General features: G+C 64.3%; 25 protein-coding genes and 1 pseudogene. 4 read left to right on the plus strand and 22 right to left on the minus strand.

Going from position 1 to position 25,693, the window contains the following annotated elements; genetic code table 11:
- Positions 1-367 precede the first annotated feature (367 nt).
- The 8 genes from FOM02_RS28500 to FOM02_RS28530 all read right to left on the minus strand — a co-directional run bounded on the left by FOM02_RS28500 (position 368) and on the right by FOM02_RS28530 (position 8,503).
- On the minus strand, positions 368-1,393 hold the full coding sequence (locus FOM02_RS28500) for a peptidylprolyl isomerase (RefSeq protein WP_028146261.1): 1,026 nt from the start codon (positions 1,391-1,393) through the stop codon (positions 368-370).
- Complete coding sequence (locus FOM02_RS28505; RefSeq protein ID WP_035729624.1) at positions 1,390-1,983, minus strand: hypothetical protein; 594 nt, start codon at positions 1,981-1,983, stop codon at positions 1,390-1,392. The genes FOM02_RS28500 and FOM02_RS28505 overlap by 4 nt, the downstream gene beginning before the upstream one ends.
- 2 nt (positions 1,984-1,985) lie before the next feature.
- A complete protein-coding gene (locus FOM02_RS28510) occupies positions 1,986-3,785 on the minus strand; it encodes a putative porin (protein WP_231164050.1) in 1,800 nt (599 codons plus the stop codon).
- A 78-nt stretch (positions 3,786-3,863) separates the two neighbouring features.
- Positions 3,864-4,580, minus strand: coding sequence for an energy transducer TonB family protein (locus tag FOM02_RS28515; RefSeq protein ID WP_051377836.1), 717 nt, complete (start codon positions 4,578-4,580; stop codon positions 3,864-3,866).
- A gap of 21 nt (positions 4,581-4,601) precedes the next feature.
- The gene (locus tag FOM02_RS28520) at positions 4,602-5,006 is read right to left on the minus strand and encodes an ExbD/TolR family protein (protein ID WP_027559757.1); all 405 of its coding nucleotides are present in this window, start codon (positions 5,004-5,006) and stop codon (positions 4,602-4,604) included.
- A 4-nt stretch (positions 5,007-5,010) separates the two neighbouring features.
- Positions 5,011-5,745: a MotA/TolQ/ExbB proton channel family protein gene (locus FOM02_RS47215; protein ID WP_416207716.1), complete on the minus strand. Its 735-nt coding sequence runs from the start codon at positions 5,743-5,745 to the stop codon at positions 5,011-5,013.
- 139 nt (positions 5,746-5,884) lie between these two features.
- Positions 5,885-6,808, minus strand: a complete 924-nt coding sequence (locus FOM02_RS47220) for a DUF2341 domain-containing protein (protein WP_416207717.1) — start codon at positions 6,806-6,808, stop codon at positions 5,885-5,887.
- On the minus strand, positions 6,809-8,503 hold the full coding sequence (locus FOM02_RS28530) for a ShlB/FhaC/HecB family hemolysin secretion/activation protein (RefSeq protein WP_051377834.1): 1,695 nt from the start codon (positions 8,501-8,503) through the stop codon (positions 6,809-6,811).
- A 397-nt stretch (positions 8,504-8,900) separates the two neighbouring features.
- On the opposite strand from FOM02_RS28530, the gene FOM02_RS28535 reads away from it, so the two are divergent.
- Both FOM02_RS28535 and FOM02_RS28540 read left to right on the plus strand, forming a co-directional pair.
- Complete coding sequence (locus FOM02_RS28535) at positions 8,901-9,560, plus strand: RNA polymerase sigma factor (RefSeq protein ID WP_063617179.1); 660 nt, start codon at positions 8,901-8,903, stop codon at positions 9,558-9,560.
- Entirely contained in the window at positions 9,511-9,777 is a 267-nt protein-coding gene (locus FOM02_RS28540) for a FecR/PupR family sigma factor regulator (RefSeq protein ID WP_159073930.1), read from the plus strand. Before FOM02_RS28535 ends, FOM02_RS28540 begins: the two co-directional genes overlap by 50 nt.
- A 66-nt stretch (positions 9,778-9,843) precedes the next feature.
- On the opposite strand, the gene FOM02_RS28545 is transcribed toward FOM02_RS28540, so the two are convergent.
- The 14 genes and pseudogenes from FOM02_RS28545 to FOM02_RS28610 form a co-directional block, all read right to left on the minus strand.
- Complete coding sequence (locus FOM02_RS28545) at positions 9,844-10,536, minus strand: lytic transglycosylase domain-containing protein (RefSeq protein ID WP_084334399.1); 693 nt, start codon at positions 10,534-10,536, stop codon at positions 9,844-9,846.
- 191 nt (positions 10,537-10,727) lie between these two features.
- Positions 10,728-11,120 (minus strand): hypothetical protein, encoded by a 393-nt coding sequence (locus FOM02_RS28550; RefSeq protein ID WP_231164051.1) that lies wholly within the window; start codon positions 11,118-11,120, stop codon positions 10,728-10,730.
- Between the two features lie 176 nt (positions 11,121-11,296).
- Complete coding sequence (locus FOM02_RS28555) at positions 11,297-12,397, minus strand: polysaccharide biosynthesis/export family protein (RefSeq protein WP_027559760.1); 1,101 nt, start codon at positions 12,395-12,397, stop codon at positions 11,297-11,299.
- Positions 12,398-12,825: 428 nt separating this feature from the next.
- Positions 12,826-13,038 (minus strand): hypothetical protein, encoded by a 213-nt coding sequence (locus FOM02_RS28560; protein ID WP_027559761.1) that lies wholly within the window; start codon positions 13,036-13,038, stop codon positions 12,826-12,828.
- A 378-nt stretch (positions 13,039-13,416) separates the two neighbouring features.
- Entirely contained in the window at positions 13,417-14,271 is an 855-nt protein-coding gene (locus FOM02_RS28565) for a hypothetical protein (RefSeq protein WP_141263009.1), read from the minus strand.
- 120 nt (positions 14,272-14,391) lie between these two features.
- Positions 14,392-14,820 carry a type II secretion system protein GspM gene (gspM, locus tag FOM02_RS28570; protein ID WP_265440320.1) on the minus strand — a complete coding sequence of 143 codons (429 nt, stop codon included), beginning with the start codon at positions 14,818-14,820 and terminating at the stop codon, positions 14,392-14,394.
- Positions 14,821-14,946: 126 nt separating this feature from the next.
- The gene (locus FOM02_RS28575; RefSeq protein ID WP_027559763.1) at positions 14,947-16,020 is read right to left on the minus strand and encodes a PilN domain-containing protein; all 1,074 of its coding nucleotides are present in this window, start codon (positions 16,018-16,020) and stop codon (positions 14,947-14,949) included.
- Complete coding sequence (locus tag FOM02_RS28580) at positions 16,017-16,940, minus strand: general secretion pathway protein GspK (RefSeq protein ID WP_027559764.1); 924 nt, start codon at positions 16,938-16,940, stop codon at positions 16,017-16,019. The genes FOM02_RS28575 and FOM02_RS28580 overlap by 4 nt, the downstream gene beginning before the upstream one ends.
- A 2-nt stretch (positions 16,941-16,942) precedes the next feature.
- Positions 16,943-17,647 carry a PulJ/GspJ family protein gene (locus FOM02_RS28585; RefSeq protein ID WP_027559765.1) on the minus strand — a complete coding sequence of 235 codons (705 nt, stop codon included), beginning with the start codon at positions 17,645-17,647 and terminating at the stop codon, positions 16,943-16,945.
- Complete coding sequence (locus FOM02_RS28590; RefSeq protein ID WP_231164052.1) at positions 17,644-18,003, minus strand: general secretion pathway protein GspI; 360 nt, start codon at positions 18,001-18,003, stop codon at positions 17,644-17,646. Before FOM02_RS28590 ends, FOM02_RS28585 begins: the two co-directional genes overlap by 4 nt.
- A gap of 13 nt (positions 18,004-18,016) precedes the next feature.
- Positions 18,017-18,541 carry a prepilin-type N-terminal cleavage/methylation domain-containing protein gene (locus tag FOM02_RS28595; protein ID WP_084334373.1) on the minus strand — a complete coding sequence of 175 codons (525 nt, stop codon included), beginning with the start codon at positions 18,539-18,541 and terminating at the stop codon, positions 18,017-18,019.
- A complete protein-coding gene (gene gspG, locus FOM02_RS28600) occupies positions 18,486-18,956 on the minus strand; it encodes a type II secretion system major pseudopilin GspG (RefSeq protein WP_051377831.1) in 471 nt (156 codons plus the stop codon). The genes FOM02_RS28595 and gspG overlap by 56 nt, the downstream gene beginning before the upstream one ends.
- A 16-nt stretch (positions 18,957-18,972) precedes the next feature.
- Entirely contained in the window at positions 18,973-20,190 is a 1,218-nt protein-coding gene (locus FOM02_RS28605; protein ID WP_027559769.1) for a type II secretion system F family protein, read from the minus strand.
- A 4-nt stretch (positions 20,191-20,194) separates the two neighbouring features.
- Positions 20,195-21,747: pseudogene (locus FOM02_RS28610) on the minus strand (GspE/PulE family protein).
- 448 nt (positions 21,748-22,195) lie between these two features.
- On the opposite strand from FOM02_RS28610, the gene gspD reads away from it, so the two are divergent.
- Together gspD and FOM02_RS28620 are read left to right on the plus strand one after the other, a co-directional pair.
- A complete protein-coding gene (gspD, locus tag FOM02_RS28615) occupies positions 22,196-24,568 on the plus strand; it encodes a type II secretion system secretin GspD (protein ID WP_028146257.1) in 2,373 nt (790 codons plus the stop codon).
- 263 nt (positions 24,569-24,831) lie between these two features.
- Positions 24,832-25,548 carry a Hint domain-containing protein gene (locus FOM02_RS28620; RefSeq protein WP_051377827.1) on the plus strand — a complete coding sequence of 239 codons (717 nt, stop codon included), beginning with the start codon at positions 24,832-24,834 and terminating at the stop codon, positions 25,546-25,548.
- The last annotated feature ends 145 nt before the right edge of the window (positions 25,549-25,693 follow it).

A 25,693-nucleotide genomic window follows, 5' to 3' on the forward strand; every position in this document is an offset into this window, starting at 1 on the left:
GGCAGAATGGCTGTCGAGGTCAGCAGCGCGGCCCGGATGCTGCGCCAACGAAGCGAAAAGGCCGATGGTTTCCGATCGATAGTCACGCGTCACACTCCAGCGGGAATGGGCGTTGCTTAGGGCGGCCCACCGGCCGCACCGGCCGGTTTCGCGGCCGCCGCTGAGAGCACGCAACGTGCGCGTCGGGTATCACATATACTGTTACATTTATATGATATTTAACTAACGATTAACGATATGTCCGATGGAGCAGACAACAACACGGCTCACCGATATCCGCCTCGTGCCGACGCAGTTCCAGGGCGCAAAAAGCCCGGCCAAACCGCGCTGCCGCAATCTGGCCGGGACTGATGAGACAGACGATTGCCTAGCGCGACGGCGCGGCGTCGGGCTTCGCCTCGAGCAGCTTGGAAAGCGCGATCTCGTTCACGACCGGGGGAGACTGCTTGAGCAGTTCCGCGACATAGGCGCGACGATTGGCCTCGATGCGCTCGACCCGCATACGTTGCACCAGGGCATCCCTCACCTCCGCAAACGGCCGCGTATGCGCAGCCTCGGTATCCAGCAGCTTCACGATGTGCCAGCCGTCATCAAGCCGGATCGCTTCGGTGATGCCTGATTTTTGCAGTCCAGTGACCTGACTGCGAATTTCGGTCCGCAGATCCGGCTCGTTCACCCAGCCGATCTCGCCGTCACGCTCGGCCGACGAGGATTCCTCGGACGAGCTGCGCGCAATCGCCGCGAAATCCGCACCCGATTGCTTGACCTTCTTGACGACGTCATCGAGCTTCTTGCGTGCGGTGTCCTCAGCGGCCTTATCCGCATCCTTCGGCACGGCGATCACGATCTGGGCAAGGCGGAAGCGGCGCGGGACGAGGAGCGCGCTGGCATTTGCCTCATACACGCTCTTGACCTCGGCCTCGCTTGGAAAGCCGTCGGGCGGCGCCGTCACGGACTGGAGATAGCTTTCGACGATCAGGCTTTCGCGCGCACGCGCGAGCTGGGCGACGACCGCCGGCTGCTGCTCCCATTTCTTGGCGGTTGCCTCCTTGAGCACGAGGCGATTGGCGAGGATTGCCCGCACCGTCTGGCTGAGCAGGGCCGGATCACGCGCCATCGCGGCCTGCTGGCGCGCGTCCAGAAGCATGATCGTCGCCTTGACCTCGTCTGCGGTCACGTCGCTGCCGCCGACCCGTGCGATGACCTCGCCGGTCTTCACCGCCGAAACGTCCTCGGCGGCCGGCGCGCGCGCGGGAGCTGCAGGCGCGGGACGCGCCGGTGCGGGTGCGGGCGCCGGCTGGGGTGCATTGCGGGTCTGCGCCGTGGCCATCGACGAGCTGGCAGCGATGAGCGCGCCGGCAAGCATGGCGGCTTTGAATGCGTGATCGGTCATGGCTTGGCCTTCTGTTCGAGGATCTTGTCGCGGAAGTCCTGGGCCGCATTCTGGTGCTCGACCCGCTTCAATCCAAATACAGGATCGTGGTCGAGAACCTTCTCGAACGGATCCATCGCCTCGTATTTGGTCACGACCTCGTTAGCCGTCTTCACGAGCTGGACGTTTTTGGCCTCGCAAGCCTTGGTGCTCGCCTTGAACGCGGTGGCCTCAGCTTCGAATTTAGCCCGCTCGGCGTCCTTGGCCCGCGCGACGCCCGCCGCCTCGCCATAGGCGACCTTCCACTTTTCGAGTGAATCGTCGCGTTCAGACAGACGCTCGTTGAAGTCTTTCACGGCCTGACGATAGGCCTGCTCCGCTTCCTTGACCTGGGCACGGTAGGCCTCGTTCTGCTTGCGCAGCCGGTCACGTTCCTGCTCGGCCGAGGTCAGCTTGGCCTGGAGCGCGGCGCGTTGATCTTCCGCCGCCCTCGCCTGCGCAGTCGCGGTGCGCAGCGCCTCGCGCAGGCGATCGCCTTCCTGGTCTGCGTGCGCGATCGCGGGGATAATGAACGCCAACGCGGCAATGGAGGAGAGACGCAACAGCCGCATGGTCAGAACCTCGCATTGAGATCGAGCTGCACGATATCGACTGCATAGGGCAGGCCCGCGATATTGTTAGCGCTCATCCAGCGCACCGAAGCCCAGATGTTCTCGCCGAGGCCGACATTGCCGCCGATGAAGTAGCCCTTGAGGTTGGTGCCGCCGAGACCGAAGTCGGAATCGACGAACGCATCCACCATCGCGTCGGACTCGAGATATTTGTAGCCGACATGCGCGTTCCAGTCCCAGAGATGCTTGATCTCCTTATTGCCGACGGTGAGGCGCGTGAGCCAGCCCTGGTTGCCGCCGTTGAACGGGCCGGCCGAGCCATCAGGCGTTCCCGCGAAATTGTTCACCGCAACAGCGGAGACCGCTCCACGATTGAACGCCGTGTTCCAGATATATTCTGCGTCGAGGATGACGTGAATTGGATTGAACTGGGCGAAGTCGAGCTGAGCGCTGGCGACAACCGGACGGAAGTCGCTCGCCAGGCCGTAGTACTGGTAGTTCAGAGAGCCATCTGGCGGAAAGGACGCGGGCAGCACCAGGGGAATGTTGCGCAGTTGCATGTAAGTGTTGCCCTTCTGGGCAAATGAAGGCCGCAAGATATCCGTGTCGCAGACATCGGTTGCAGCGCCGACAAGGCATGGCGAGGAAAGCTTGCCGCGCATGTTCGTGAAATCATAGTAAGCGACCGCCATGGTCAGGCTCGTTTCGGGATCGAACCGCGCCCCGAAGCCGCCCTGCGCACCGAATAGCCATTTGTCGCGGCTCGGAGTCTTGATCGGTCCATTCAGGTTCGCCGTGTTGAGCCCGGCGTTCAGATCGGTGTTGAAGACGGGGAACGCGCCGCCGACGAAGAAGGGCGTAAATCCTTCAGCGACCTCCTGCTTGGCCTGGATGGCAAAGCCGTCGAAGCCGATCTCCTTGTACCAGACCAGATCCGTCGGCGACCAGAACGGGTTGTCGAACCGGCCGACCGAACCAACGAAGTCCTGCACCGGCTGATATTTGATGAACGCGCGATCGAGCCAGAGCGCGTACTTCGAGAAATCGCCGCCATTGTTGCCGAACGTCTGATTGGTCGAGACCGGCGAGCTGTTCTCCCCCGTCGCAATTCTCAGGCCTGCGGTGAAGCCGTCATACAGATCGACATCGGCACCGAGCCGTGCGCGAAATCGGAAGCGATTGCGATCCTGCGTCGTGTTGTAGGTCGGAGGAAAGTACCGATTGACCGCGTTGAAATTGTCCTCGAGGAACGGACTTCCCGTGTTGGTCGCATTGTAGTTCTGCAGCGGCCCGTTTCCGGCCGGGAAATGGTCCCCCTCATACCGCACCCGAACGTCGCCATAGAAGCGGATCCGCTGCGCCCATTCCGGATACTTGCCCGGCGAGGCCCAGTTCTCCTTCTCCGCCTTCGCCATGACCTCGGCGCGAATTTCGTCGCGCAGCTGCTTCTTGACGATCTCGGGAACATAAGTGACACGCTTGGTGCCGGGCGGCGAGACCGCGTCCGTCGCGGTCGCCGCCGCCTTCTCGGCGCCCTCGGCTTTCGTCGTGGCGTCGCGCGTGGCCTGGCGGGCGACATAGGCCTCGTCGTCCGCCTGCTTGATCAGCGCTGCCGCCTGCTCCTCACTGAGCGTGCCCTGCTTCACCAGCAGGTTGATCAGGTTGACGGTCGCATTCGACGACGGCGGCGCGTTGCGCGATACCGTCGGGCGCTTGCCCGGCGGCGTATCATCCTGGGCCGACGCGGGAACGGAAAGCGCAAGCAGGATAGCTGCGGTTCCCGCGAGCTGTCGCTTTGTCATCTCTGCACGCCACATAACGTCAACCCTTCTTCACTCTCAAACCCGTTTGCGCGGACGGCTCTCCGTTCCGCGGTCTTCTCAGCCCGGACTGCGCGCCGTGACCTGCATCACGATCGGCATCGGCATTTCCCTCGGCGGCGGCTCGCGCAAGGTCATGCCGCTGAGGACTTGATCGCGGATCACCGCGTCGAGCTCGCTGTTGCCGGTCGAGGACACCAGCTGAACGCGGGTGATCCGGCCGGTCGCATCCGGCCATAGCCGGACCCTGACCCGCATCACGGCGTGACGCGTCTTGTCGTTCGCGCGCAGCGCGGCCTCGATCTGCGCCTGCACGATGCTGGCGTACCAGCCCCATTTGCTGCTTCCGCCGCCACCACCGCCGCCGCCTCCGATGAGGCCGCCCTTGCCACCCTTCAGCGTCCCTGGACCCGTGGTGTTGGCTTCGAGCGATGGCGGACTGTCGTTGGCATCGCTCGGCGCATCCGGCGGTGCTTCCTTGGGGATGTCGATCGGCTTCTCCTCGATCATCTCCTGCTTGACCGGCGTCTGCTCGACCATCTTCTGTTCGGGCTGTTGCTCCGGTGGAGGCGGCGGCGGAGGCGGAGGTGGCGGCGGCGGCAGGATCATCGTGACCTGAAGCTCGTTCACCTTGCGCGGCGGATTCTTGTCGCCGCTCATCAGCACCATGATGCCGCCGACCATGAGCGCAACGACGAGCAGACCGCCGCCGCCCAGCAGCGGATAGCGCCGCCAGGCCGGTCCCTCGCTCTCGTTGCTGTTGTCGCGCTGGTCCATCGGCGTCACATGCAACCGGGTTCACCGCGCCACCGGCTTCGTCGCCATGCCGACCTGGGTGAAGTTCAGGCGGCCGAGCATATCGAGCACGTCGACGACGTTCTGGTACTGGGTCTGGGCATCGCCGCGCACCACGATCGGAAACTCCGGCGTCAGCGCGCGCTGTTGCACCAGCCGTTGCTCGAGCTCGGGCAGCGTCACGGGGATGGTATCGAGGAACAGCTTGCCGTCATTGGCGACCGTGATCGCCTTGGTGGTCTGCTGCGCCAGTGACGGCGCTGCGCTCGCCTTCGGCAGGTTCACCTTCATGCCCTGCACCGTCGCCGTGGTCATGATGATGAAGATCACCAGCAGCACGTAAGCGAGATCGAGCATCGGCGTGATGTTGATGTCGTCGTACGGCTTGCTCTCGGATTGGACTTGCATGGTTTCACTCCGCCGCCTGCTTCACCGGCTCGTCCGGCAGTTCATAGGACTCCGCGATCCGCGTGATGAACTCGTCGACGAAGACCTGCATCTCGCTGGAGACGTCCTTGATGCGGATCGTCAGGTAGTTGTAGGCAAACAGCGATGGGATCGCGACGCCGAGGCCCGCGACGGTGGCGACCAGGGCGGCTGCGATGCCTGGCGCAATGGCGTTGACGTTGACGTCGCCGCTGGCCGCGATCGCCGCGAAGGTGATCATGACGCCGACGACGGTGCCGAGCAGGCCAAGGAACGGGCCGCCGGAGATCGCGATGGTGAGCATCACCATCAACCGGTTGAGGCGCTGACTCTCCCGCACGAAGCCGCTGTCGAGCACGGCGCGGATCGATTGGATCGCCTGCGGCGACAGCCGGCGGTAGCCACCACCCGCAAAGCGCTTGCGAATTTCCTGCGCGCCGGCCGCGAATATGCGATAGAGCGGCGCGGCATGCACCCATTTGCGCTGCTTCTTGCCGAGCTCGCCGCCGAAACTCGGATCATTCTCCTGGCTGTCGAGCTGAAGCAGACCGCTGATGTCGGTCGAGGTCTCGCGGAAGTGCTTGAGAAAGATCTCGTTGCCGCGCGCAACCCTGTTCAGGTACGAGACGCGGTCGACCATGACGTACCAGCTGATGAACGCCATGATCGCGAGCAGGCCGATGACGACCCAGCCGTCGAGCGTCACCGAGCGCAGGATCACGCCGAAATAGCCGCCGCTGAACCAGCCCGAGGTTTCCTCATCGACGCTGAACGAGATCAGCTTGGCCTGCTCCGGCCCCTGCCCGATCGCCGCGAGCTTGATGAAGCCGGCTGGGCGCGCAACCTTCGCGATCTGGAATTCATCGACGTCGCCGGCAAATCCGGCAGCCGCGCTGACCGGAGCCGGCGCCGGCGTCTGAGCAGCATCGCCTGCGGCGCGGCCGGATTGGCCGCCGCATCCGCAGCGGGCGCGATCGCGGCGCCGCCGGCGGCGCGCTGGGTGTTGCCGCCGTTCGCGACCTCGACGAACGCGACGCCGTGTCCAGTCCGACCGTCAGCCCGTTCGCGCCCTCGGTGCGGGCGAACAACACGGCGCCCGGCTGCGGCGCGGTCATCTTGACCCAGATCGACCAGGTGAGCTCGCCGCCCTCGGCGACGACGAGCGACGGCGAGCCTGGAAGCGTGAGCGCAGTCTGACCGTCAAGGCGCGCGCCCTGCCCGATGATGGCACCGTCGGCCGCAAGCACCGCGTTCTGCGCGGAGTTCGCCCAGGCCGTGATGTCCTGCGCCGGCGTCGCGCGGTCGTTGAAGTGATAGACCAGCAGCGTGTCCGGATCGTAGGTCCCCTTGGCATCGACTGCGGCCGGCGCCTTCTGGTTTCCGTAGTAGAGCCAGATGTCGTTCTTGGTCCCCGGCTTCAGATCGGGAACGCTGACCCACACCAGTGCCTCGCCGAGCAGCGAGTCGTATTTCTCGACATGGTGCTTCAGCGGTGTCTTGTCGTCACCGGCGACGAAGCGGAGGTCGCCGCCGTCCTCCTTGGCCGCGCCAAAGCGGAAATTGCCGACGTGGAGCCGGACCAGGATCGGCGTCGTGCCGATCGCGTCGCTGACGCCGGCACCGGACTGACCGGTGTCGATGGTGATCTTCTTGCGCAGCGTCCACTGGTCGTTCCACCACGCCGATGCCGGGCTCGGCCACAGCGCCGCGAGGAAGACGAGAGCGAGCATCACCGGCGCGCTCAGGCGAAATCCGGGACGTGATCCAAAACGAAGGAGCGACATCTAGAATTCTCCCCAGACCCGAAAGCTGAACCGCGGATGATTGGCGACGGTGACCTGCTGGCTGGTCAGCGGAACGCCGACGAAAACGATGCTGTTGAGATAACGAAGCGTCTTCATGCGCATGCCGACGCCATAGCTCGCCAGATCGAAATGCGACTGCTGGTCCGTCAGCGGCTCGTGGATCCTGGCATTGCCGCCATCGACGAACGCAAAGAAGCGCCAATCGTCGAACGCGTTGTACTTGATGGGATCGCCGAGCGGATTGGGCAACTTCTGCTGCATGTACTGCGCGAGGTTAGGCGTGCGCAGCTCCAGCGTTCCGGCGACGCCATAGTCGCCGAGCACCTCGGATTCGAGATAGCCGCGCACTGTGTCCTGGCCGCCGAGGCTAAACTGCTCGCTGGATACCAGCGGCTGATCCGCCGCCTGGCCCTGGAGCTTGGCGTAGAGCTGGAAGCCGCCGGCGAAATCCTGGGTGTGCGAGATGTCGGCACGCAGCGTGATGAAGCTCGCGGTCGCGTCGAAGCGCTTGGCGTCGAACTCGTCGCGGTTCGAGCCGATGCCGCGCAAGCCGGTGGTAACCGTCGCATTGAGCTGCGTGAGATGCCCGTCGCCCTGCCAGGTCGCGCCGTAAGTGCCGACGAGCGGCACATAGGTCACGGGGGAGCTGAAGGCATCGCTGCCGAGCTGGAGCGTCTGCTTGAAGTCCTTGTAGTCGACGCCGAGCGACAGCGTCTGGAACAGATCGCCCCTCGACGGCAATGTCAGGACGGCGCGACCACCGACGACCTGGCCGGGACCAACGACGTTTGCGCCTCCGACCGTCGCCACCGAGCTGTCGGAAACGAGGCCATAGACGAGAACGCTGAGCCAATCGATCTCCGTGCGCGCCAGATACGAGCCGGAGACGACCATCGCGTCCTTCGGATTCATCGGAGCGACCTGGTAGGTCCAGGTCATGGAGTGGCCGAGCTGCCAAAGGTTGTCGTAGTGCATCGAGACGCTGGCCCGCAGCGGAGTGGTGCTCGGGCTCTGCTTGTTGTTGAGCTCGATGCTGCCATGCAGCGGATAGGTGTCCTCGATGTTGAGATCGACATCGACCGTTCCCGGCGCGACACCCGCCCGCAGCGCCGGCGTGACGCGCCGGTCCGACCAGCGATTGAGTGCGACGATGTCCTTGGTCACGTCCTGGAAGTTCGGCAACGTTCCTTCCTTCAGCGAAGGAGCGTTGTCCTTGATGTTCTTGAGGTCGAAATAGCGGGAGCCCTTCACGCGCAAACGTCCGACCCGGTTCTCGGCGACCTTGAGCACGATGAAGCCGCGCTGCGCATCCTGCTGGGGGACGGCCACGGTCACGGTCTGAAGACCCTTATCGTGATAGGCCTTCTCCACCGCGGCGCGCGCCTTCTCGACGTCCTGCGCACTCTTGTGCGGGCCGAGAAAAGGATAGACCGCGGCCTCGACCTCGATCTGCGGCAGATTGTCCGCTTCTTCGATGCGAAACTCGTCGATGTCGAAACGAGCTTCCGGAGCTGCCGGCTTTGCGGCATCGGCGGCACCTTTGGCCGGCGCGGTCTCTGCCGGCGCGGCCGCAGGCTTTGCTGCAGCAGGCTTCCCGGCATTGGCCTCGGGCTTCGCCGCCGCCGGTCTCGCACATGTCGCGCAGATCACCAGACCGCAGATTGAGAGCCGCAAGACGCATGCGACGACCGCCCGGCCTCTCCGTGCGGCGCGCAACCGAAGCGGCGTATGGCGGCGTGCGCGCCTCTCGTGCAGATCACGCGAATTCACCTAAGCCTCGATTTCATGCTCGCATTGCGGCCAGCTCGTCGCTGCCGCATAGATATTCGGACAGCCCGAACCAACCGGGACAGCCAGTCGGCCGGGCCTTACCCGATAGACGTCGCGCTCGCAGTCGCCGCGAAAAGATTCTCGCGCTCATCGCACGACGCTTCGCTTGATGTGATGATTCCTCGCAACATAACGCAACTATCGTGAGATGATCGATACTCAATAACAGCTCGTCACATTATCGTTGTGCGGCCTCACTACGGTCCCGCAAAAATTCGGGGCTTAATAAGTGGGGCGTAACATGACTAACGATAGCATCTCGAGCCTGCGCAGCTTGCTGCTCGCCGAATATGTCGATTTCGATCGGCGGCTGACGCGCCGTCTCGGCTCGCCCGACCTCGCCTCCGAGGCGCTCAACGAGACTTATCTCCGTCTCTCCGGCATGCGGGAAATCGGACCGGTGCGCAGCCCCAAGGCCTATCTGTTTCGCATCGCGCTCAACATCGCCACCGATCGCCGCCGCGCCGAAAAGCGCCGCCTCACCGCGGACGAGGTCGACAGCCTGCTCGAGATTCCCGATGACCGGCCGGACGCAGCTCGCGTGATCGAGGACCGCTCCGAGGTCGAACTGCTCAAGCGCGCGATTGCCGAGCTTCCGGAGCGCCGGCGCCGCGTCCTGATAATGTCGCGCATCGAGGGATTGCCGAACCGGGAGATCGCCGCACTTCTCGGTGTGACGGTTCGGACCGTCGAGACCGATCTCAAGCAGGCAGTCGAGCATTGCGCCGACCGCCTCAAACGTCCCGCCCGCAGCAAATTCGGTTTTCAGCGCGTTGCATCGTCTCACCTACAGAGATATGTCGATCGGGGCCATCCGCTCATGACCGGCATGGGCGGGAAAGCGCTGGATCGTGACGAAGCGAAACCATCAGGTCGATCACTTAGATCCCTTAATCCGTGAGGCACTGTCGTGGATCCTGCGCCTCAAGTCGGGCGAGGCCACGATTGCGGACGCCGAGCAACTGATGGATTGGCGCGGCAAGAGCTCTGCCCACGAGCACGCCTTCCGTGATGCCGTGAAATGCTGGCAGGCCATCGGCCAGGCGCTGGCGACCAGCCGCCCGGCCCCCGCCGCCGTGCGGCGTCGGCGTCCATCGCGAAGCAAGAAGCGCGCATGAGACGACAGGCCTGATTTCCAAGCCGCCGGTCGTCTTCAGCAAATATCCTGTTCGGCAAATATCCTGTCAGCGCAGATCGGACGGCGACTTTCGCTCGGCCGCGCTGCGCAGGCGCGTATTGAGCTCGGCGAAGTTGATAGCGCCTGTCCCCGACAGCATGCGACCGCGCGTGGCTGCCCTGGCGGGAGCCCGGCCGAGCGCAGGGGATCCGCCGAATGTCGGCTGCGGCACGGAGCCGGTGACCGGAACGCCGTTGGCGGTCAGATGAGCGCGGACACGCGTGCAGTACTCGACCGACAGAAACGAAAAGCGCGTCTCGCCATGGCCGGCGCGATACTTCATTGTCGCGGTGCAGAGATCGCCGTGAGCGAGACGCCAGGCTCCCGCGAGATAGCGGACGCCGTAATGCACATTGACGTCGGGCGTGGCAAGCTCCGCTGACGTTCCGGTAAAGCCCATCATCCGCGCGGTCGGCAGCATCACCTGCATCAATCCGACCTCGCCATCCATTCCGACCACGGCTGTATTGTAGCGGCTCTCGACCGCCATGACGGCATCCACGAGGGCGGGCGGAAGGCCGAAGGCGAGCGATTCACGCTCGATGAGCTGGCGGTATTGCGCCCGGCCGGCGCGCCAGTCGCGGCCGAACAGTGCGCTCGTCCGATACGTGGAATTGGCGTATGTGGAACCGGCGAGAAGCGGATTTACCGGCGGAAAATCGGCGGCCGTGAGCGGTCGCGGTGCAAACGGCTCGAGCATCAGGGGTTCGAGTACGCTCTCGTCCGTCTCCGTTGGGGAAGCCGTGACTTCGCTGATCTCCTGCTTGTGGCCACTTTCGTCGTCTTCCGCCCTCGCCTGCCCGTTCAGAGCGATGAGCAGACACAGCGCGGCCGACGACCACAATCGGCATGTGGCCCCAATCGACGTCGCGCGCGGAGACGGCTTCGACATCATCGATGCGGCAGCACGTTCGAAATCGGCGGCGGACGATAGGGAATGACGGAGCGACCGTAGTTCGAGCCGTATTGCTGGCGCACGGCTGCTTCATTCGCGTTGCCGACCCGCACGTCGGACGAGCGCGCGTCGATCGGCGGCAGGTTGAGCGTCGGATTGACCTTGTCCACCTCGCGCCGAAGCTTCTCGTTCAGACAGCCGAACGCGCTGTCGCCTCCGATCTGCACATCGACGCAGCGATGAAGCGTCGAGCCGCTCGGCTGGCCGCCGATGACCGTGCTCTCACGCCGTTCAGCCGGACCAGGCGACTGAGCCATCGCCGAGACCGTCATGACGGCGACGACATAGGCGACAAGCCCGCTACCGCTCGCAAATCTGAACCCTGACATAGCATCGCCCATGCTGCGAAGCCTCCGATAGCCAGCGCGCATTTCTCTCGTCGCCCCGCGTGGGGACAACATTGCCGACCAGCCGATACCGTATAAGAATCCCACATTATCATAACTCGTCGAAACCGACTTGTCTCGATATGAAACGAGGCACTCCCATCTGTACCCGCCGTCGCTCAGAGCTTGCTTCGAACCACCTTGATGTCATTGACGAGGGTCACTCCATCGTCGGCGGTCACGACGGCGGTGTTGATGAAGTTCAGGACCTTGGTGATGTCCACCGCCGGTGCATTGGCGGCGTAGAGCACGTCAAACGGACGCATCTGCATCTTGGTGGCGACAAAATACCCCGCCGGGTCCTGGAAATTGACGTTGAACACGACCGGGACGGTATCGCCGTCGTATTTCGAGCAGTCGATCCCGAGCTGCTTTGCCACGTCGCGCGGCTCGCGGCGGTAGAGGAAGACCGAGGCAGGGTCGGCCTGCAAGTCGAGCAGCCCGCCGGCCTTCGCGACCGCCTGGGTGAGATTGATGCGCCAGGCGTCGAAATTGAACTCGCCCTGCTGGCCGGTCGCGCCAAAGGCGACGAATTTCATCGGCTCGCGATAGAGATAAATTCGATCGCCCGGCTGCACGAAGATGTTGCTCGCGGGGAAATAGACCAGATTGCCGAATGGCACCGTGGCGCGCTTGCCGTTGCGCTCCAGGACCACCCAGGTCTCCCAGCCGGCGCCGCTGATGCCGCCGGCGCGGGTGATTGCGTCGGTGATCCGGTCCTGCGCACCGGCCGCCGGCATGGGGAAGCGCACCGGCGTCCTGACCTCGCCGAACACGCTGACCAGCGACGACCGCTGCTGGCTCGATGTGACGACGACCTGCGGATCGATTGCACGCTTCTTGATCTGCGCCAGGATGTCATCCTGGATCTGCACGTTGGTGCGTCCCGCCGCGCGTATCCGGCCGGCATAGGGCACCGTGATATTTCCGTCGTTATCGACGGCCTGATCGGGGAGGCTCACGAAATTGCCCGGTCGCACGCCGGCCTCGAGCGGCACGTACAAGCCGCCGGCGGAGGCTTCGAAGATCGTAACGCTGACGATGTCGCCGATGCCGAAGCGAATGCTCGAGGGAGGACGACTGTCGGACAGAGCTCCAGGCAATCCGCTGGGTTCGAACTTCTCGAGCAGATGCACGATGTCGGGCGTCAGCTTGACGACGGCGAACGGCAGCACGGTCGTATTCTCGGCCTTGACGTCGATGCTGGCCGGCCCTGACATCGAAATGAATCCGCAACCACCGAGCAGAGGGGAGCAGATGAGACAGCATGCGATCGCCAGGTAGTTTCTCAATCGCATGATCGTTTCGTACCCAGCCGAAGTACCGTTCGCCGCGCGTGCACGGCGCGACGGCACGCCCTCCGCAGAGAAGCGCGGATCAGAATGTGGTTCCTGCTTCATAGACGCCGCACGCGCAGCGACCACGAAAACAAGACGCACAACATTGTTCGAAGGGTGCGTGCGGGACGTCCCGCATGGAGCGGCCGCAAAGGAAGCCGCGAGCGCGGCACACAAGGACGCGGGCGGTTGGGCCCGCCTATCGGCGAGCGCCAATCCGATCAGGGTCGCTTGGCTGTCTTGCCTGCCGGTCGCCGCGGCGGCCCATGCGGCCGGCGGCGCGAATTAGCCGACCAGAAAAGTCTCGGCGGTCACACCGCAGACAGCAGCTCGCGCAGGCGTGCGATGTCGATCCGGGTTTCCTCGACCATGCGCATCAGTAGCGCGTTCTCGAGCTTGAGGTTTTCGATGCGGCGAAGTCTGCTGCTTTCGTCCTGCTTCAGACCGAGGCTGTATACGTTCTCGTTCGACTCTGAACACGCGGACTTTAGGCAAGCCAAATCGATCGCATTTGTCGCGCGCATTTCAACCCCCAAAAACTACAAACACAGACTCGGCTTTAAACGCCTGCACAAGCAGCAGCCCACTGCCCGTTACGCGATGCCTATTTCTCATCCTTGTAAGAATGTTTCTTATCGTTGCTGTGACCAACATTAAAAAAATGACTTCAAATTTAAGATGGAAAGCGGCCGTTATGTTGGGCGAAAGGCGGTCATTACGTGGCAAGCGCAACAATGTCGGACGAGCTGGCTTTCGCGTCCCGGCAGCATTACGCGGCCGTTGGTCGCACCAGCGGCGCAGCTTTCGATGGCTCCAGCATCGCAATCCTGCATTCGCCTGCGTCGAGCTGTTTCGTGCGCATCGCTCAAAGGCGCGGGTCTGCGCGTCAACCCGAGTTTCACCTAGCGAGGCCTCTGCTGCGTGCCCGGACTTCCAGGTGGTTGGGGCACCTGTAGTGCGCGTTGAACGCCAGCGCTCGTCAATGTTTGAAGCGAGCCTGTCGCTTTGATTGCGTTGACGAGAGCCGCTGGCGGCGACGATGCGGCGGACGCTGTCATTGCCGTTCCCGGAGCGGCCATTGGCGCGGCCGTCCCGGCAAGCATTGGTGCGGATGGCCCTGGTTTGAGATCGGGGGGGGCCAAATCGAGGATCGCATTATCCAGCCCCTTCGCCAGTTCGACCTGACGGGGGCGGACACTACGCAGCGTCCATCCCCGATGGTCTTCGCCCGCCTTGAGGCGCAGAACTTCCTTGCTTGCGGAATCGATGAACAGGCCAATCCGTTCGCGCGACCCTGCAACTGTGCCAAGCAAGGAGAGCTCGGGCTTCTCAGGTTCTGGCGGCTTGGGGGGTGGACCGACCGGCGCCGCCACGGACCGGATCATCTCCAGCGGCGGCGCCGGACGCCGCGACGGTGCAAACAATGGCTGGTCGCGCGAAGCCGTCAGACGTGCGAGAGGAATCGCCCATAGCGGATTGCCGCTCGTGATGTGCTCGACCGGAGGCGCAGTCGTAACAGCAATCGCACTCGGCTGCGACGCTGGCGGCGCAGTGCTGGCGGGTGCCGCCACAACCGGCCTCGGCGCGAACAAATCGCCGCCGCTCTGATCGGTGGTCTGGGCATCGACCGTCAGCGGCGCGTTCGTGGCCAGCGCTTCGGCGTTACCGATCAGCACCAAACCAATCAGCAAGGCCAGAGCGCGCATTTCCGCGCCTTTCTCCAGGGGGAACATGGAGGCGAGCAATAACGTTTGCATCTCTCGGAATTGTGACATTATCATCATAGCGCTAACATGACGATCCGATCAAGCGGCATCGAAATGCGACATCCGACAGATAACGAGCGCGCGCCGGGCGTCTGCTGAGCCCCGCATTATTCATTTCTGGCCCTGCCACTGTCCGGACACACCAAGCAGCACACGCAGCTTGCCGCCCTGCGTCGACGCTGATGACGCCTGCACGACCAGCTCGTCAACAAACAGAAACGGCATTCCCGCTTCGAGATCGTACAGAAGCGGCTGGAGCTGGGCGGGATCGATCTCAAAGTTCGAGGTCGCCGTAATGAAGCCTGCCTTGGATTTCGAGCCCTGAACATCGACCTGGGACGACAGCGTGTCGCCGTTCACCCGCTTCGTCGCCGTCACGAGGCGTTGCAGCAGCGCGGCGCCGGCAAGCGAGGCGGTCCCGCCCTCGATGAATGGCGAGCCCGGCGGGACACTGACGGCAGCCTGGGCCGCCGGGGCAGCGTCCCGGACCGCGCGCGTCCAGGCGCTCGAGGATTTCCAGGGCGGCCCCTGCCGCTCCACGTCGCTCCAGGACGTCGAGCGTCGTGCTGATCGTGATGAAGAGAAACATCACGATCAGGGCGACGTAGGCGGCCGCCGCCGCGATCGGAAATCGTACGAGAAGGGATTCAACCCGCGGCATGCTGATCATGTACCGGACCCGAAATAAGGCTTGAGCTTGGCTTCGATGTGAAAACGCTCGCCAGACTCGTTGGTGGCGTGCGTCGTCGGCGCGAAGAAACCCGCGCTGGAAAAGTGTGGTGACTGCTCCAGGATCGAAATCAGCGATGGCGCGTCGCGGGTGACGCCAACGATCTGCAGTTTGTCGCCCTCGATCCGGACCTCGGTCGCGTAAGTATCCTGAGGCAACAGCGCCGACAGCGCTTCGATGACGAGCACGCTGGAGGGCGAGCCCTGCTTGCGCCGGATCAACAGGTCGAGCGGGCTGCCGCCCGAGCCGGCCTGATTGCCGCGCATCACCGCGCGCCGTTCCGCGATCCGCTGCTGGGTTCGCTGCTGCTGCGCGTCGTAGGAGTCGGCGACGAAACCGCCGAACCCGAGCGACAGCATCGCCAGCAGAGCAGTCGCTGCGAGACCTGCGACCAGGGCGGTGCGGACCCGGCGATTTTCCGCCTGCTTGCCGCTCCGCTGATCGAGGACCGTAATCCGGCCGTGCTCGGGTGTCCCGGTCACGATCTCGACGCCTGCTGCTCCCAGGTCGGAGAATGCCTGCACGAGAGACGAGGCCGCGGCGCGTCCGGTGGCCACCACCGTCGTTTCGATGCGGTCGCCGGCAATGCCTTGAGGGGGCGTCCAGTGGAAGAGCGCCTCGCTGGGGGCCCAGGGCGTGATACGATCAATCTGAGCACGAATGATACCGTCGAGGAACTCGGCGGCGCGGCTCGGCAGCTCGATGGGGCGGAAAACAAAGCGGGACGGCTGCAGCCGCAACTCGACCACGCCCCCCCGCACCGCGGCCGCCCATTGCGGCGAAAGCGGACCGCTGACGGTGCCATCGCTGACGTCGACGCGGCAGGGGGAGAGATCGCCGTCTGCAACCTTCGTTCTCGGCGCAAGACGCATGGAGAAGGCGCCGGATTCGTCCTCGGCGACTTCGATCCGGCGAACCGGTTTCACATTGACGAGCCGCGCGCTTACGACAGCGGCAACAGAGTCGATCCATAACGACAACGCTGCCGTGATTTCACTGACGACGCTCATCTCTGCGCCCCTCCTGTCGACGGATCGATCTCGTCTCGCCATGTGAACACCCGGTAGGCGCTCTTCGTGCCCCGATCGGGAAGCATGATGACCCCTTCCGACCTGCTGTCCCGGCCGTCGGGAAGAATGATGCGCATGCGAATGCGGTAGGCATTGCCTACCGCCACCGTGGCGCCGGCCACCCTGCCGCCGAGAATACCCAGGACGAAATCCGGATCCTTCGAAGACAAGGAGTCGCGCTGATTGAGGAATGCATCGGCCTTCGCGGAGGTCATGTCGGGAAGCGCGGCGAGGACTTCCGGAGCGGCCTCCAGGACGTTGATTCCGGCAATGCCGCTGTACAATGTCAGGTACGGCCGCGCGCGCTCTACCAGCTCCGGAGGCATTCCCATGACGAGCGAGAGCTCGTCGATATTGCTGAAGGCTGCGTGGCGCGGCCGGTACTTCAAGCCGGCAGCGGCGTAGCGGGAGTCCTCTTCGTCCTGGAAATTTTGCCTTGGCGGATTCCGCCACGCCGCCACCCGATCGGCAAGCTGGCCGGCCGCGTCCGACCCGACGCCGAGGGCTGCAAACAGGCCCGCGATAAAGGATCGAGGCGCCATGTTCAGATTGATGCGCGCCGCCTCCGACTGGTACTCGACCGCTACCCTCGCGTTCGCGAGCCGGAAGGTGAAGCTGCCCCGAGATGGGCGTGCCTCCGGCGCAACACCGGAGAGCTGGTACGCAGCCAGCTCGACGCCTCCCGTCGATATCATTTGCAGCTGCGTGGCTGCATCGAACGCGCTGAGCGCGATCGCCGATTGCGTCATGTACAGCGAGCCCACCAGGATCAACCCGGCCAGGGCGGCGAGCAGCCAGAGCGTCGCCACCACGATGAAACCGCGCTCGCTCATCCTCGAGCCGACCTTTGAACGGTTCATGGTCACCTGACCCCGATGGCGCTGTTATTTGCCGCCTGGCTATCGCCAGGGCGAGCATCACTGACCGGCTCCGACTGAGGTGCCGCCGTGTTGGCGCGGACGCGCGTTGCGGTCGAAAGCACGATCGCTCCTTCGGCGTCATGAAGGTCGAAACGCACCGTCGTCGGCAGGCCTGCCCAGGCAGGCCAATTGGCGAACCAGTCACCACGAGGGCCGGCGTAGGCGAAGGTGATACGAAGCGGCGCGCGCAGCAACACGACGGGGTCCCTGAACGGTATCGGATCGACCGCAGGATCACCGCTCGGCAGCAAGACGAAGGGCGCTTGGGCCCGCACCAGCGCCCGCCCGGTGCGATCGGCCGTCTCGGCAATGCGCACGATCTCCAGGCCCGGACGGTTGTTCGGGCCAAGCGCCGAGCGCACGAACACGATCGAGGACTCATCGCCACGGAACAAGGCGGCGGTGCTGTCCCGGTTCGGCGTCACAAACTCGGCCGCAGACAGGTCCGCGGCCAGGCGATCGAGCGCGATCGTGACCTGCTCATTGCGCTGAGTCTGGAGCAGGCCACGATTCCAGGGTGGCAACCATCCTCCTGTCACGCTTGCCAGCACGCCGAGAACCAGCCCCATCAGCGCCAGGGCGACAAGAGCCTCGAACATGGTGAAGCCCGCATTCGACCTCCACATCCGAACAAGCGATCGGCTCATTGGCGCCCGTCCCGATATTGCAGGCGCACGGTCTCGAGCGCGACGATCGCCCCGGTTGGCGATTGCACGCGCAACTCGACTCGCTGCGGAACGAACGGCGAGTCCGGAATCGCCGTGTCCGCATCCACGAACGGCGATATCCGCATCTGCCAGCGATAGCCGGCTTCCCTGCCCGCCAGTTCAGTCGGAAGCGGTTGACCCTCCTGCGGCAGACGGGACGCGATCAGACGCGCCGTCTGCATCAGCGCGGTGTGCTGCTCGAGCTGCTGCGCGCCGCGTACGTTCCGGGCCACCAGCGAGCCGATTGCCGCCAGCACGATGGACAGCATCGCGAGCGCAACCACCGCCTCGATCATCGTGAAGCCGGCCTCACTGTGCCGCCTGGACGACATCCTGCGCGACAATGTCCACCCCTCCCGTCAACCAGTTCACCCGCACGTCGAACCCACTGCCGAACCGCGTCAGCCGTATGACTCCGCCGCAAGACATTCCGCTCGGCAGAAACGTAATGGCCGAGGCAACTTCCCGACCATTGCAGCGCTGCGGCAGCAGCGCATCGAACACGACGTCGTCCGGCACCTTGACAAATCCCGCACGCGAACCGGCCCGAACGGTTCGCCCGGGCGCATCGACCACGGCGCGGACCGAAAGCCGGCGTCCCATCGCCGCATTGCGGTCGGCCTTCAGCAACGTTGCGATCTGGATCGCGTAAGCTTCCAGCTTGGGACGCGACGTAGCCAGCGGCATTCGCGGAAGCGAGATCGCGACGAGCAGCGCCGTGATCGCGAGAACGCAAACCATCTCGAGCAGGGTGAACCCCGCTTCCCCGCTGTCGAAGCTACTTCGCCGCCGAGGAGATATCTCCAGCCGTTCCCGTGCCGCCTTCCTGGCCATCTGAGCCGAGCGAACGAATTTCGTAAGGGTCCCTCTCGGCGGGTTGCTTGTAGACATAAGGGTTGCCCCATGGATCATTGGGAACGCTGCCGCCCTTGACGTAAGGTCCATTCCAGGACGCCACGCCGCTCACCGGATGCGCGAGCGCGCCCAGCCCTTCCGAGCTGGTCGGGAAGCGGCCGGCGTCGAGGTAGAAGAGGTCGAGCGCGCTGCTGAAACTCTGGATCTGGATCTTGGCCGCCTTGACGCGTGACTCGCTGAGATAGTTGAGCACCCGCGGGCCGACCAGCGCCATGATCATGCCGATGATGGTGATGACGACCAGCATCTCGACCAGCGTAAAGCCCTCCTCACCGCGACGGCGCCGACGCCGCCTTGGAGGAGCGAACAGGCCCCTCCTCGAAAAGCCGATCATGCGCCTCCTCCCCTGCTCATCCGACAACTTGAGTGACCGACAGCAGCGCCGTCATGACCGACACGATCAATCCGCCGACGACGACGCTGATCAGGACGATCGCCGCGGGACCGATGATGGCGACGACGCGATCGAGCTGCCGCTGCAGCTTCTCTTCGTAGAATTCCGCGACGCGGCCCGAAAGCGTCGGCAGCTGGCCGGTCTCCTCGCCAAGCCGCAGCATGCGCACCGCGACCGGTGGCAGGACGGCCGAGGCGGCCAGTGCATCGGCGAGCCTGCCGCCGTGGCGGACACGGTCAGCCATCGCCGCCCATGCCGGCACGTCGCCCGTTGCTGTCATGATGTCGACCAGGATGCGAAGCGTTGCCGTCAGCGTCACGCCGCTGCCGAGCAGGATGCCGAGATTGCGCGAGAACAACGTGGCACGATGAAACTCCACGACGGTCGAGATGACCGGCAGTCGCGCCAGCTGGGTCACGACGCTGGCGCGGACGGCGGGCCTCCGCCACGCCAGCCATCCGCCGATGACGGCGATGCCGACCACCGCGCCGACCTCGAAACCATGGCCGCGCAAAATGTCGGAAAGCGCAAGGAAGACCTCGATCACGGGATCGGTCTTCGCGTTGAAGTCGCGCAGCACCGCGGAGAACTGCGGCAGCACGAAAGTGACGAAGAAGATCAGCACGCCGCCGGCCGCGAGCAGCACGAACGCGGGATATTGCAAGGCTCCCGTCACCTTGCGGCGCAAGGCTTCGGCGCGCGTGCGCTCGGCCCCGAGCGTCTCCAGGATGTGGTCGAGCCCGCCGGACATCTCGCCGACCCTGACCAGCGCGACATACATCGCCGGAAACAGCACCGGCTCGCGCGCGAGCGCTTCCGCAAAGCTCTCGCCGGAAAGGATGGAGTTCTTGATGTTATTGATGACCGGACGCAGCCGACCGACATCCATGTCGTTGGCGAGCAATTCGAGGGCGTCGTTGAGACGCGCCCCCGCCTTCAACAGCAGCGCGAGATCACGGGTGAAGATGGTGACGTCCGCAGGTCCCGGCTTCGAGAGTGACAGCGAGGCCAGCGACAGCGACCATCCCTTTGTTTCCTCCGCAGGGCCGGCATCGATCGCGACCAGACCGAGATATTCGATGCGCTGCGCGACCTCGGCGAGATCAGCCGCGGAGATCGAGCCGGAAACGACCTCGCCCTTCTGGGTCAATGCGCGATAGCGGAAGTTCGGCATCTCGTCACCTTACGGTGGTCACGCGCAGGATCTCGGCCGCCGAGGTCATGCCCGACAGGCATTTGGCAAGGCCATCCTCGATCATCGTCGTCATGCCGTTGCGGATGGCGACCTTGTCGATGGATTCCCAGTCGGACTTCTCATCGAGCAGCGAGCGCACTTCCTCGTTCATCTCCAGCACCTCGAACACACCGATACGGCCGCGGTAACCGACGCCGCCACAGCGTTCGCATCCGGCGGGCTCGAAGATAGTGTTGCCGACCGCAAGGCCGACCGCGGTGTAACGCGGGTCCGCCTCGACGTCGGCCTGGGTCAGCGGCCGGCTGGTCTTGCAACGGTCGCAGAGCTGGCGCACCAGGCGCTGCGCGATCACTGCGCGGAGCGTCGAGCGCAGCAGGAACGCCTCGACACCGAGATCGAGAAGGCGCGGCACAGCCGCCGCCGCGGTCTCGGTGTGCAACGTGGTCAGCACGAGATGGCCGGTGAGCCCGGCGTGGATGGCGACATGGGCCGTCTCGGAGTCGCGGACCTCGCCGACCATGATCACATCGGGGTCCTGGCGCACGAACGAGCGCAGCGCGGTGGCGAAGGTCAGCCCGATCGACGGCTTGGCCTGGGACTGGCAGATGCCCGGAATCTCGTATTCGACGGGATCCTCGATCGTCAGGATCTTGCGGGTGGGCTCATTGAGCAGCGACAGGACCGTTGCGAGCGTCGTCGTCTTGCCGCTGCCGGTCGGGCCGGTGACGATGATCATGCCGTGCGGCAGCGCCAGCATGCGCCGCAATTTGCTCTGGTCGCCGGCAAGAAAACCGAGCTTGTCGATCGACAACAGGGCCCGGTCCCGCGGCAAGAGACGGATGACGGCGGACTCGCCGTGCTGTGTCGGCATGATCGCCACGCGAACGTCGATCTCCGAGCGCGCGGCCCGGACCCGCGCGCCACCGTCCTGCGGCAGACGACGCTCGGCGATGTTGAGACCGGCAAGGATCTTGATGCGGGAGATCACCGCCTGCGGCGGAACACCGCTGGGCGTCGCCACGTTGCGCAGCAGCCCGTCGACGCGCTCCGCACGATCAGCGACGTGCGGCCCGGCTCGATGTGGATATCACTCGCGCGCAGCTCCACCGCAGTCTCGAACATGTCGTTGACGGCCCGGACGACAGGGGCGCCACTCGCCAGGTCGCGCAGATTGTCGATGTCGTCGTCCTGAACGGTGGCGCTGACGGCGCTCTCGGCGCTGGCACTCTCCTCCTCGCCAAGGCGCTGGTCGAGCACGGTGGCGATATCCTCGAACGAGGCCACCTTGATCGTGGGCGGCGCGCCCAGCACGATTCCGGCCGCTTGAATGGAGGCACGGTCGGTCGGGTCGGCCACCACGAGGACCGGCGATGCGCCGGCCGGCTGGCACGGGAACACGGCCATTTCCCGCAGGAAGCGGCGCGAGAACTGCTGCGACCTGGACTCCGCCGCCATCATGTCCTGAAGCGTCAGGCGCGGAAGCTCGAAGAAGAGCGCAACTTCGTCGGCAAACTCGCTGGCCGACAATTCGCTCATTTCCCACAGCTTGCGCAGGCCGCCTTCTGCAGGCCCGGACCCGTTCAGCCTGCCGAGCTTGTCCGCGTCCGCCTTCAGGCCGGCCGTTCGGCTGAAACGAGCTGCGAACTCATGCGCATTCGGGGAAGCCATGAACGTCTACCGGAAAACTCTGACAGCCGCTCGAAGCGGCGAGCGCGCCGTTTACCGTACTTATTCGATTGGAAATGTGACGTTATGATCATCCACATTATTGACGCCGACGATTCACAACATAGGCGCAGTCGACAGCCTTGAAATTTCAGCGCGATTTCCGCGGATCTCAAACGCCGATAACATTCAGATTACAATCATCGCGTGACCACGCAACGTTTATAACACATGGCTGTCACAGGAGAGAGTTAAGCAAACGGCATTCGGCTCGACCCACCTAGAAGTGGCAACGGGCGGCGCGTGAGTGAGGCAGTCGGTGAGCCGAACAGCATTCCAGATCGGCTTGTTTGTCCAATGCGCGATGATCTCGGTGCTGCTTGGATCTTGCAACACGGTGGGCAGCATCGCCGATGCTGACAACAACAGGGATCCTGACGTCTTCGACAAGGTGCGCTCGGTCGACCTGCTGCCGCGTTATCCGCAACAATTGCCGCAGCGACAGCTCAGCACCGGTCCCAAGGCCAAGACTGCGATCTACGCCGCGGACCCCGGTGAAGATGCCGCGACGGCCACCTCGGCGCAGGCCGCAACGACGAGTGCGGACAAGTTCGAGCTGAATTTCGACAATTCGCCGATCGCATCCGTCGCCAAGATCGTGCTCGGGGACATTCTCGGTGTCGGCTACGTCATCGATCCCCGCGTCCAGGGCAATATCAGCCTTTCGTCGGGGCGGCCGATCCCGAAAACCGACGTCGTGTTCGCGCTAGAGAACGCCCTTCGCCTCGTCGGCGTCGCGCTGGTTCGTGACGATACCGGTTACCGCCTGATGCCCCAGGCCGACGCGGTCGGGGTCGGCACGGCGGATGCGGCCGATCGCATGACGCCCGGCTACGGCATCACCGTGGTGCCGCTGCAATATGTCTCGGCACAGACGGTCATCAAGCTGGTCGACAGCTTTGCCACCAAGCAGGGCATGATCCGCGCCGATACCAGCCGCAACCTCATCATGATCCAGGGCACCGGCAGTGAGCGCCGCAACGCGGTCGATCTCGTGCTCAGCTTCGACGCGGATTTCCTCAAGGGACAATCTGTCGGCATCTTCCCGGTGCAGAACAGCAATCCAGGCCCCATCATCGTCGAGCTCGAGAAGATCGTGGACTCCGGCGAAGGCGGGATGACGCAGAACCTCATCAAGTTCCAGTCGATCGCGCGCATGAACGCGGTGCTCGCCGTGACACGCAAGCCGGAATTGCTCCAGCGCGTCGAGACCTGGGTTCGCCGCCTCGATACGACCAACACGGGGCGATCCGCGGTTCACGTTTATCGCGTGAAGTTCGGCGATGCCAAGCAGATTGCACGGGTGCTGAACGACGTCTTCGGCGGCAGCAGCTCGTCGGGAGCCTCGTCATCGCCGCTGGACAGTCCGGCTGGACAGGTCGCACCCGGCTCCGGCGCGTCGGCGAGTTCGAGCGGCGGCTCCGCGCTCAACCGGCTCTCGGCTTCCCCTACGGGCCAGTCGTCGGGGTCAGGAGGGTTCGGATCGAGCGGACGCGGCTCCGGCAGCTCCGGCAGCGCAATGACAGCAGATGCCTCGTCCGGCAATCAGGCGAGCTACGGCGCGGGCTCGAGCGCGCAAGGCGGCGGCAGCCTGTTCGACAATTCCGCCTCGAGCCAGAGCGGAGGACGAGGAGGACCCGGCGGAGCCGGTGTTCTCGACGGCGTTCGCATCACTGCCGACAGCGTCAACAACACGCTCCTGATCTATGCGAGCCAGGAGCAGTACCGCACCATCGAACAGACGATCAAGGAGGTCGACCAGCCCCAGCTTCAGGTGGCCATCGACGCCACCATCGCCGAGGTGACGCTGACCGACGATCTCCAATACGGCATCCAGTCCTACATCATGAGCCGCGATCTCGGTCTCAAGCCCAACACCGGATCGTTCGGCTACAACGGCGCAAGCGCAGTTGCCGCTGCGGCAACCGACGTGGTGCTTCAGCGCGCCATCCCCGGCTTCAACTTCCTGGTCGGCTCCGCGCAGACGCCGAGGGCGGTGCTCAATGCCCTGCACGCCATCACCGACGTCAAGGTGCTGTCGAATCCGTCCGTGGTCGTGATCGACAATCAGATTGCGACGCTCCAGGTCGGCGACGAGATTCCGATCCAGACCGGCAGCGCGACGGTCCTGACCGGCAGCAACACGATCGCCAACACGACGGACTATCGCAGCACCGGCATCATCCTGCGCGTCGTGCCGCGGATCAATGCCAACGGCAATGTCCGGCTCGACGTCGAGCAGGAGATCTCCAATCCCGTCAGCAATTCCTCGTCGGGCTCCTCCTCGACCTCGACCAACTCGCTGACACCGACGGTGTCGACCCGCAAGGTCCGCAGCTCCGTTGCGGTCGCCAGCGGCCAGACGGTGCTGCTTGCAGGCCTGATCAGCGACAGCCAGACCAAGTCCCGCTCCGGAATTCCGGGGCTGGACCAGATTCCCGGGCTCGGCGAGGTCGTGTTCGGGCAGACCGACAAGCAGGTCAAGCGTACCGAGCTGATCATCTTCATCCGCCCGCAGATCATCCGCGACGGCGCGGACGCTCACTTCGTCGCCGAGGAGCTGCGCACCAAGCTGCGCGGCACGATTAATGCGATCGGACCGAAGCAGACCGGCCCGACCACGTACCGCTGAGTCTCCGACGGCCCAACTACCCTCCGTTCTAGCCAGCGCGAGCGAGATCATGTCGCAGTCGACGCTGCCCCCACAGGGGTTTACCTCGCACATGCGTTAATGTATAACATTAAACTAACATAACGAGACGGTAGCAACGCTACACGCATCATTTCCGGTTTGATCCGGAACGGACGATCGCGGGGTAAGCGGAATTTTGGAGACGCGAACGAATGTCTCAGGCGGATCGAGCGAAGACCCCATCGAAAGCGATGACACGTCGCATGATTTTCGCCGCGGCGGCCGCACTTGCGGGCTGCGGGGTCGGGCCTGCCCGGGCCTATTACCACGGCAAGAACTGCTTCCTGAAAGGCACTGGGATCACGACGCTCACGGGCGTTCGCAGGATCGAGGACCTCAGCGTGGGCGATATCGTCCCGACCGCCTTCGGCGGAGCACGGCCGATCGAGTGGATCGGGCGATTTCGGCGGACCAGGCGCGATGCAAGCAGACCGTGGGACCAGCATGCGCGTCCCGTCCGCATCGCTCGGGGCGCGCTCGCGCCAAATGTCCCTTCGGCCGACCTGTTCGTGACCGGGGGGCATGCGTTGCTGATCGACGGCGTGTTGATCCCGGCGGAGTGCCTGATCAACGACACCACGATCTCGCGCTACCCGGCTCATGAGCATGACGAACTGGAATTCTTCCATATCAAGCTCGATAGCCATGATGTGATCTATGCCGAAGGCGCGCCCTGCGAGTCCCTGCTGCGCGTCGACGAATCCATGAGCAACGCGTCGAGCTATCTTCGCGAGCACGGGCAAACGCGGGACGAACACTGCGCGCCGATCGTCGGCAACGGCCTGCGGGCCCAGATCAAGACTGAGGTCAAAGGCCTGCTGTCGCCATCGCGGGGCGAGCGGCAATTGGACCTGGTCCGCGCCCGGCTGGACGCCCGTGCGGCCGCCCTCGCCGCACAGCTGCCGGAAGCGGTAGCCTGACATCGATCATAGACCGCCGGGGCCGCACTTTGCGGCCCCTGATCGCGATGTGAGAGCCGCCCTCCGGCTGGCCGCCCGCCTGTGATTCCATGCCGGCCGACCAAGGCCCTCGGCGACGCCCAAGACCAATGCAAGCTGTGAACCG

It is taken from the genome of Bradyrhizobium sp. SEMIA (genome assembly GCF_014844175.1).
In the GTDB taxonomy this organism is placed as follows: Bacteria; Pseudomonadota; Alphaproteobacteria; order Rhizobiales; family Xanthobacteraceae; genus Bradyrhizobium; species Bradyrhizobium arachidis.